The sequence below is a fragment of the Bacillales bacterium genome, from assembly GCA_035700025.1.
In the GTDB taxonomy this organism is placed as follows: Bacteria; Bacillota; Bacilli; order Bacillales; family DASSOY01; genus DASSOY01.
This window is the reverse complement of the sequence record DASSOY010000018.1, coordinates 1-9,079: the sequence shown is the minus strand read 5'-3', so window position 1 is coordinate 9,079 and position 9,079 is coordinate 1. Positions and strand designations below refer to the sequence as shown.

The 9,079-nt window shown below is 43.9% G+C and carries 9 protein-coding genes; all 9 read left to right on the top strand.

The annotated features are described in order from the left end of the window. On the top strand, positions 1 to 819 hold an 819-nt coding region (locus VFK44_03470; GenBank protein ID HET7627428.1), incomplete at its 5' end, for a branched-chain amino acid ABC transporter permease. 252 nt (positions 820 to 1,071) lie between these two features. Continuing rightward, the gene (locus tag VFK44_03465) at positions 1,072 to 2,154 is read left to right on the top strand and encodes an AAA family ATPase (GenBank protein ID HET7627427.1); all 1,083 of its coding nucleotides are present in this window, start codon (positions 1,072 to 1,074) and stop codon (positions 2,152 to 2,154) included. Beyond that, complete coding sequence (locus VFK44_03460) at positions 2,144 to 3,373, top strand: CpaF family protein (GenBank protein ID HET7627426.1); 1,230 nt, start codon at positions 2,144 to 2,146, stop codon at positions 3,371 to 3,373. The genes VFK44_03465 and VFK44_03460 overlap by 11 nt, the downstream gene beginning before the upstream one ends. Before the next feature lie 24 nt (positions 3,374 to 3,397). Then, on the top strand, positions 3,398 to 4,318 hold the full coding sequence (locus VFK44_03455; protein ID HET7627425.1) for a type II secretion system F family protein: 921 nt from the start codon (positions 3,398 to 3,400) through the stop codon (positions 4,316 to 4,318). A gap of 5 nt (positions 4,319 to 4,323) precedes the next feature. Further along, positions 4,324 to 5,190, top strand: coding sequence for a type II secretion system F family protein (locus VFK44_03450; GenBank protein HET7627424.1), 867 nt, complete (start codon positions 4,324 to 4,326; stop codon positions 5,188 to 5,190). 43 nt (positions 5,191 to 5,233) lie between these two features. Next, the gene (locus VFK44_03445) at positions 5,234 to 5,437 is read left to right on the top strand and encodes a Flp1 family type IVb pilin (GenBank protein HET7627423.1); all 204 of its coding nucleotides are present in this window, start codon (positions 5,234 to 5,236) and stop codon (positions 5,435 to 5,437) included. A gap of 23 nt (positions 5,438 to 5,460) precedes the next feature. Then, complete coding sequence (locus tag VFK44_03440) at positions 5,461 to 6,120, top strand: TadE/TadG family type IV pilus assembly protein (protein HET7627422.1); 660 nt, start codon at positions 5,461 to 5,463, stop codon at positions 6,118 to 6,120. Between the two features lie 77 nt (positions 6,121 to 6,197). Then, positions 6,198 to 8,336, top strand: a complete 2,139-nt coding sequence (locus VFK44_03435) for a DUF5702 domain-containing protein (protein HET7627421.1) — start codon at positions 6,198 to 6,200, stop codon at positions 8,334 to 8,336. A gap of 24 nt (positions 8,337 to 8,360) precedes the next feature. After that, the gene (locus VFK44_03430) at positions 8,361 to 8,921 is read left to right on the top strand and encodes a DUF4352 domain-containing protein (protein ID HET7627420.1); all 561 of its coding nucleotides are present in this window, start codon (positions 8,361 to 8,363) and stop codon (positions 8,919 to 8,921) included. Positions 8,922 to 9,079: the final 158 nt, after the last annotated feature.

Genomic DNA, 9,079 nt, shown 5'->3' with positions numbered 1-9,079 from the left:
TTGTTAGGCGGATCGGGAGGGATGTGGTCGCTCGGCCATACGGCTTTTTTCGGTATCGGCGCCTACGTCACCGCTTTCTTCACGCAGTGGGGCGTGCCGGCCGTGCTCGGGTTTCCCGCCGGGTTTGTTGTGGCGGCGCTTTTGGCGCTCATCCTCGGCGCCTTCATTTGCCGTCTGTCCGGTCATTATTTCTCCTTGATCACTTTCGTGTTCACGATCGGAATGGAAGTGTTGTTTAAATACTTCGACCAATATACCGGCGGGGACTACGGCATCAGCGTTCCTTTGCACATGGAACCATCGGGATTGATCAATCTGTCATGGGACAGCCAGATGCCGTATTACTTTACGATCTTGATCGTCGTCATCGTCACACTCTATATCATTTGGCGCATTGTGAAATCCGGCTTCGGTTATCAGTTGACGGCCATCCGCGATGACAGCCGCGCCGCAAAAGCTGTCGGGATCAACGTGTATCGCGTCAAATTGATTACTTTTGTCGTCAGCTCCGGTCTCGCTGCCTTGGCAGGTACCGTATATGTTACGTATTACAAGCTCATCGACCCGAATGCCGCCTTTGGCTTCAACACCGCTTTGAATCCGGTCGTTCATTCGATCGCCGGCGGCGTAGGGAATATTTTCGGGGGGATCTTAGGGGCAACGATTCTCGTCCCGCTTTCCTCATATTTAAACAGTTTCGGGGATCAATTCCCAGGCTTGGACCGCGTCGTTTACGGGTTGATCTTAATGATCTTCATCTTGTTGCTGCCGAAGGGAATTTTAGGATTGTTGAAGAGAGATAAAAGACCGGTTGAATAAAAATTTGATAGGTTCTTCCATGTAAAAAGGCCGTTTGCGCGGCTAATTTTTTTTATAAACAATGGCTTGACAGGAAGAAGTTGGGTTGCTATTCTAGTAATAACCTTTCAGAATTTTCCTCACTTTCATCGTCTTTCTCTTCAATAGAACTTCGTAAGATAGTCATCCGCATTTTCACTAACCAAAACAACTCCTAAGAAAATCCTTTCTTTTGTATGACTCCACAAAACCTTTGAAACATGGAGGGGTTTGATGAAAAAACTCCGCTTGATCATTGCTGATCGAGACGCATCTTTTCTCGAGTTAGTCTCCGCTTACGTATTCTCTTCTGAACAAGCTCCGAAATTCGAACTGAAACTTTTCTCTGACCAAACACAGTTTAGGGAATATGTCCAAGACGGCCGAAAGTATGACATTTTACTCGCGTCATCCGAATGGATCCCAAGCCATTTGCCCGAACCAAGTGGCATGTGCATGATATTGGAAGACGATCGAGTTACTGCCCCTGAAAGTGCAGAGCCGTCCGTATTCAAATTCCAGCCTTTAAATCAGCTCATGTCGTCGATTTTGTCGGTTTATAATGCATCGAGGGGTTCCGTTCAGAAACTCGGGGATTCGACGGCGCAAACGAAAAGAGTTGCTGTATTTTCAGCATCCGGCGGAACGGGAAAAACGACGGTAGCCGTCAACCTATGCAAGCAATTCGCTCTTCAAAACAAGCGGGTATTTTATTTGAACTTGGAGTTGCTGCATAGTACGCCGCTCTTTTTTTCGCCGCCGCCGGAACGGACGTCCACGCAAATTTTATATTATTTAAAAACCGATCCGGATCAACTTTCGGCAAAGATCGAGTCTCTGAAATATTATGACCCGCATTCAACCATTTCCTCTTTCAACCTTCCCGTGAATCCTCATGAAATGGCCGATTTGACCGGAGAAGAAACGGAGGCATTGGTCTCTGCACTGATGGTTGCCGGCAATTACGACATCATCGTAATCGACTGCGAAAGTTCGCTTGAAGAAAGAATCAAAACCGCCTTAAGAATCAGCGATGAAATCATCTGGCTCGTGAACAATGATACCCTAAGTTTTCACAAGACCTGTTGTCTGGAACCCGCACTTGAGGAGTTTCTCAACACGGACAAAATCACTCGTGTTCTCAATAAATATACCGGACAAGCCGCAGCGGAACATTCGCAGTCGTACGATCTTCACTTGCCTTATATTCCGGAATGGAAAAACGCGAAAGACGGCAGAACGTTGATGTCATCACCGGTCTTTGCCGATGCATTGCTGTCTTTGACCGAGCGAAGAGGTGTTTTGTATGGTGAATGATGCCCTTGTCAAGAAGCTGATCGAAGACATCCGCGGCAATCTCGATTTTATGCACACGACAACGAACGAAGAGCTGACAGCGCATATTGAACAGGCTGTGTTCCGCAGTGCAGCGGAGCATCATCTGACTTCCGCGCAAATGAAATGGCTCGTTCAGCGCATCTACAACGCCTTTCGGGGTCTGGATGTTCTTCAACCTTTAATTGAAGATCCCACGATCACCGAGATCATGATCAATACACATAACGAAATTTTCATCGAAAGAAACGGTGAAATGACCGAAGCGCCGATGCAGTTTGAGGACGTCCAGAAACTCGAGGATATTATCCAATCGATCGTTTCCAAGGTGAACCGCGTCGTTAATGAATCTTCACCGATCGTGGATGCCCGGCTGGAGGACGGTTCGAGGGTAAACGTCGTTTTGCCGCCGATTGCTTTGAAAGGTCCGGTCATGACAATTAGAAAATTTCCAGGGAAACCGCTGGGGATGAACGATTTGATTAAAAAACGAGCAGTGACGAAAGAAGTTGCCGATTTCCTGAAGGATTTGGTGTTGGCGAAATACAATGTGTTCATTAGCGGGGGGACGAGTTCGGGGAAAACGACGTTTTTGAACGTTCTTTCCAACTTCATTCCGAAAAATGAAAGAATCATCACTATTGAAGACTCGGCGGAATTGCAAATTCGTAACGTACCGAATCTCGTTAGTTTGGAAACAAGAAATGCAAATACGGAAGGAAAAGGTGAAATTACCATTCGAGAGTTGATCAAGACCTCTTTAAGAATGCGTCCGAATCGAATCATCGTAGGGGAAGTGCGTGGAGAAGAAGCGCTTGACATGCTGCAGGCGATGAATACCGGCCATGACGGATCGCTTTCCACCGGACATGCCAATTCCACCATAGATATGTTGAGCCGGTTGGAAACAATGGCATTGAGCGGGGCTAATTTACCTGTGGAAGTCATCAGAAAACAAATCAGTTCGGCTATTGATATCGTGATCCACCTTTCAAGATTGCGAGACCATTGTCGGAAAGTCGTTGCCGTCAGTGAAATGGCGGGCCTTAAGGCAGGCGAAATTCAGTTAAACCCGTTGTTTGAATTTGTTGAAGAGGAAGAGGGGCCGGACGGAGAAGTCATCGGCTCGTTGAGAGCGACGGGAAATGCACTGAAGAATAAAGATAAACTGAAATTGGCGGGGATCCTTCCCGCATCATGATCTCGAAAGAAAGGGGGAAATGCTTTGGACGGGATCATCATCCTTATTTTAATCAGTCTAATTGCCGCTTACGTCTTCACGGTGGCTCATCGAAAGAAAAAACAAATCGAAGTACCGGTACAAAGGGAAGCCTCTCAAATCTCCTCCAATCAAGCACCATCAACCAAAATCATCCGAAAAGCTGAATCGAACCGCATCCTTATCGATTATTCCCAATACCACTTGAGAAAAACGGAGTTTTACAAATACGCATGTTTGGCAGGGATATTCTTTTTCTTTCTCGGTTACCTCTTTTACGGCCATATCATCGTTTCAATTTTGATGGCATTCGTCGGTCTTGTATATCCGCGGATGCAAAGAAATCGATTGCTTGAAAAAAGAAAAGCCGAACTCGCCATGCAGTTCAAGGAAGCCATCGCTTCGCTTTCGTCTTCACTCGCAGCAGGCCGCTCCATTGAAAATGCTTTTCGGGAAGTGGCCATTGATTTGAAATTGCTGTATCCCGATCCAAACACGTATATTTTGCGGGAATTCGGCATCATCAACCGGAGGGTCGAGAACAGTGAATCTATTGAAAGGGCGGTTGAGGATTTCGCAAGACGCTCAGATGTTGAAGATATCGCCAACTTTTCGGATGTTTTCCTCACGTGTAAACGAACCGGCGGTGACCTCGTTGAGGTGATACGAAGAACCTCGGATATCATCGGGGAAAAGCTCGACATCCAGCAAGAAATCTCGGTCATGATTTCCCAAAAACGATTTGAGTCGAAAGTGCTAACGGTCGTTCCACTCGGGGTCATTCTAATGATGAAATACTCCGCCGGCGACTACATGAAGCCATTATACGAATGGCCCGGTGCAGGTCCTCTTGTGATGACGGCTTGCCTCGGCATTCTAGGATTTTCCTTCTGGTTAAGCCAGAAAATCATGAAAATTGAGGTGTAAAGACAATGGCGGTGTTTGCTCTTATCGCAATCTTTCTCCTAATCATTTATGCACTGATTTGGTTGAAAGCGTCGAAAGACTATCAACCTTTCATCGGCGGTTTTCAAAAAGACGAATTTTCTCTTCATTTCATGGCGCCGGTTTCTTTATATTTGCTCGACCGTTTTAAGATTATCGAACGGTTTTACGGCAGAATTTCAATGATTCAGCAAAAGATCATGAAGCTGCATGGGCATAAAGAGGCGATTCCTTATACGAAAATGTTTGTCGCACAACTCATTTCCGTCGTTCTCATTGGTTTTTTGGCGACTTGTCTCATGGCGTATATCGGAAACGGCGATCAATTGCTTTTCATCGCCGGGATTGCGATGACGGCTTTTATGCCCGCCTTCATGATCAAACGTCTGTCAGATAAAGAGAAGAAAAGAAATGACGCCATTGTTATGGAATTGCCCGAACTGCTCAACAAGATGATTTTGCTTGTGAATGCGGGAGAAACAGTCCAATTGGCGTTGATTCGATGCGTAGGGTCTAAGGAAGATTCAAATCATCCGTTGTACAACCATTTGCGGGAAGTCGTGAATAAATTAACGAACAATGAATCTTTTCCGCTTGTCATGAACAATCTCAGCAAAAGCTGCGGAATCCAGGAAGTCTCGATTTTTTCAACAACGGTCTTGTTGAATTACCGAAAAGGAGGACAAGATCTTGTGCTTTCGCTTCGTGAACTGTCGCAGGATTTATGGAGAAAACGTAAAGCGATTTCAAAATCGAAAGGCGAAGAAGCTTCTTCAAAATTGGTGTTCCCCTTAGTGCTCATCTTTCTGGCTGTTCTAATTATCGTTGGATGGCCGGCTATGCAGATGATGTAACGTTAAGGTGATCCAAAATACATGTGAAATGGGAAAAAAGGAGTTGAAGATCAAAATGAAAGCGCTAATGGTATCAGGGTTGAAATTTTGGAAGGACGAGGAAGGGCTCCAGACTCTTGAAATGATGCTGATAATCGCGGTCATCGTCTTTGTTGCCATTCTGTTCAGAGACAAAATCATCGGTTGGATTGGCAGCTTGTTGGATTTTGGAGACAAGGGCGTCAAGCAATTTACCGGCGGCGATTAAGATGACGCGGAAGGGATTGACCGATGCGAATATCCAAATCGTTAGGTAAGTTAAGGAAAAATGAATCAGGGAGCTTCACGCTTGAGGCTTCCCTCATTTTCCCGATTTTGTTGATCTTGACTGTCAGTTTAGTCTTTTTCAGCCTCATCGTCTATGAACAAGTCGTCCTGCATCAACGGGCGCAAGTGATTGCCGATCGGATGGCTTTTAGTTGGAACAACAGTCTGGCCGATCTTGAGGACGGCTCCTTCGGGAGAAATGAATATACGACTGATGTTAAGAATGGAGACGGTCTTTACTGGCGTGTCACTAGCAATCAATTTTTATCGAAATTTGGTTTGAATCTGGATGCCGGATCGGGAGAAGGACTTGTTGCGAAGAAAATGGATCGTGTAAACAGATGGAAGTTGTCCGGTGGAGCTAAGATCGAAAAGATCAACTTCGACAACAATCTCCTAGGAGGCAATATCACGGTAACGTTATCCAGTCCTTTGCAAATACCGGATAGTTTAAAAAAAATGTTCGGCATCAAAAATATAGAAGCAACGGCAAAGGCTGATGTTTCTGAGCCAGTGGAATTCATTCGGACGACGGATTTAACCGTTACCTATGTAAAAAAATTGCTGAACGTGTGTCAAACCACCAACTGCAAATCAGCAATCGGCAAGTTTAAAAAGAAATAAACAGGAAGGAGGCGTGGATCCTGAAGCCATGGTTCAAGCAATTATTTCGGACATTTATTATAGACGAACACGGTGCCGTGTCCATCTATGCAATCATTGTAACGGTCCTATTGTTTCTGTTTAATGCCGTTTTAATCGATTATGCAAGAATTTTAGTGGCACAGGAGAGAACAGAAGAAGCGGCTCAGGCAGCAGTCCGATCCACGCTCGCTCATTTTGATGCCGGGGCACATAAATATGGATTGTTCGGGATGTCTTCTGATGCAGATGCGACCAAAACATTTCAAAACGTCTTTGAGAAAAATTTAACGGTAGACGCTAAAGGTGAACTTTTCCAATTTGTTGATACGGAGATGGATGCCAGTCAAACGAAAGTAACAACATCGCGTCCGCTGTCAGATCCTGTGGTCTTGAAGCATCAGATTTTAGAAGACATGAAATACCGGGCGCCGATCCATTTCACGTCTTTGATTTATCAAAGATTTATGGGGCTCTCCGGTGCGATGCAACAAGCTTCAACTTTTACAGACACAATGAACGCGATTCAAGACGATGTCGCAGCGCGGACAAAGGCATTGAAAAAAACGGCGCAGTTGCTCAAGGGAGCGAAAGAAACCCTTGAGGAAATAAGATCGGAAGTGACCGGTGCGAGCCGCAGTGCCGTTTTTCCGCAAATCAACAATTTGAATGACATTACACGGTTTTACGATGATTATCAAGAGGCTTTGCCGGAAGGCGACTACTACGAGACGGCTTGCATTCCTTCAGCACACGTCCACTGTGACGGAAAAACCGACGCTGAAAAAGCACAGGAATATGTCGAAAACAGCAAGAGATTGTTGAAGAAATTAAGGAATAAGACAGGCTCCGCAAGCGCTAAGTTATTTCAAGCACTAGGTCAATTGCAATCCGCTGAGAAACTGAACGAACAAGTGAAGGAATCGATCAAAAACCATCGAAACAGCAAGAATTCATATTATTCGGCGGCGAACAAGAAATCAAAAGCAAAAATGAAGACACCGGAAAAATTAAACAAAGTGGAAGAACAAGTCGATAATATGGTAATGGAAGACTCATTTTTTACAAAGAATGAAAAATATGTGAAGGAGGCTTTGGCAAAGACCGGAAAGAATCATGGGTTATGGAAGGTGATAAACAATTTCAGAAATATGGTGAACGATCAAATCGAAAACTCATCAGTCCCCGCTTCAAGAACTTACAGAAAAAACACGATAAACCACTTCAAGGACGCCCGAAGCGCGGTGTCGCGTGCATATAATCACATGAAAACAAAATATGTCGACGGCCAAAAGGCATTGGAAACATTCAAAAAAGAGAACCGACTGAATCCAGACGAGCAAATGAAAGAAGTTCGACGAAAGATGAATGATTTCATCGAATTGGCGAAAGACCAGGGCATTTATGACCAATTGCAGCAATTCGTTGAAGCTTACGGCGGAAAGAATTCGGAAAAATCAGATCATAAGAATGACTCAGATGCCGAACAGACCGCGGATAATGCCATGAGCAAAATGGATCAATTGTTTCGTGCCTTGGGAAACTTCCTGGAAACTGAAAGAAACAAAGTATATGTCGACGAATACATCATGACCTATTTCGCAAGCAGTAAACCAACCGGGAAAGAATCAGATTTCCTGTTTCGCAATCGAGAGGTCGAGTACATTTTGTATGGTATCCATGAACCAGGAGCCAACTATGCGGCAGCCTTGGCAGAATTGTTCTTAGTGCGATTCGCCATCAATTTTATTGAATCTTTCACGCAGCCCATCATGAGAGAAGCCGCAGCCGTACCGTTTCCATTTAATATTGCGGCAATCTTGGCGGCGGCGTTGGGGTATGCGATAGAAGATACTGCAAATGAGATGAGAAAGTTAAAGAAAGGAGGCCCAGCAACATTTATTAATATTTCTAAACATAAATTGGTAGATTCGTTCTATAGTGACTATTTGAGATTATTTTTATTTATTAATAAAGGTGGAAATTCGAGATTAGGTAGAATCATGGCTGTAATTCAGCTGAGGACTGGAACAGACCTAACCAAGTCATTTACTTTTCTTTCAGCAAATGTAACTGCATCGGTAAAACCATGGTTTATTCCAGGAATCACTAAAATGCTTGATTTATCTAATGAAGAAAATAGAAGTTCTAATGGTAATAAGTTTCATTTGACTAAGAGAATTAGTTATTCCTATTAATCACTTTCAGAAAGGATGGGTACATTGAAGAAATTCGTAATGAAATACGGGGTACTATTATTGATCATGGCGATTATGGCAGGATGCGGCACGAGCACTAATTCTCACAATTCCTCCAGTGCACCAAAATCACAAGGTGAAAAACAAGATAAAGAAACTGAATCGAAGCAAGTTGACCTTCATGTTGGGGAAACGGGTACTGTGAAAGATACTTTGGGTAAATATCGGGTTACTTTGAACTCCGTACAAAGGAAGCCAGAAATAGAGGGAAAAAAACTCCCGAATGAATCATTTTTGATAGTAAACATCACCATCAAAAACATTGGGAACAAAGTCATTGATGCGCAAGATGTAATTTCAGCCGTAAAATTATTAGATTCAGATGAAGCGGGATCAGATAATAGAGCACGCAACTTTAAAAAGATAGAATTAATTAAAGGAAAGCTAAGTAAAGGTCAGAAGACCTCTGGTGAATTAGTGTTTGATGTTTTTAAATCTGACTACTACAATCTAGTCTGGAATAATGGTTTTTCATCATTGTCAAACGAAGTTTCTTGGAAAATCACTCCAGAAGACTTGAAATAAAGGGATTGAGGGGGCTAACAAATGAGCAGTTTCCATAAAGACGAAAAAGCGAGCATTACCCTTGAAGCTGCGATGGTTGTTCCCGTCTTTCTCCTTTTCGTGGTGTTTTTGGCTGGAATGATTCGGATTGGGGTTGCGGAAATTGCTTTGAATCGAGC

What these genes read in the sequence shown, in the direction of transcription:
- VFK44_03465 (HET7627427.1), top strand. Translation starts at nt 1,072, where the DNA reads ATGAAAAAACTCCGCTTGATCATTGCTGATCGAGACGCATCTTTTCTC.
- VFK44_03460 (HET7627426.1), top strand. Translation starts at nt 2,144, where the DNA reads ATGGTGAATGATGCCCTTGTCAAGAAGCTGATCGAAGACATCCGCGGC.
- VFK44_03450 (HET7627424.1), top strand. Translation starts at nt 4,324, where the DNA reads ATGGCGGTGTTTGCTCTTATCGCAATCTTTCTCCTAATCATTTATGCA.
- VFK44_03440 (HET7627422.1), top strand. Translation starts at nt 5,461, where the DNA reads ATGCGAATATCCAAATCGTTAGGTAAGTTAAGGAAAAATGAATCAGGG.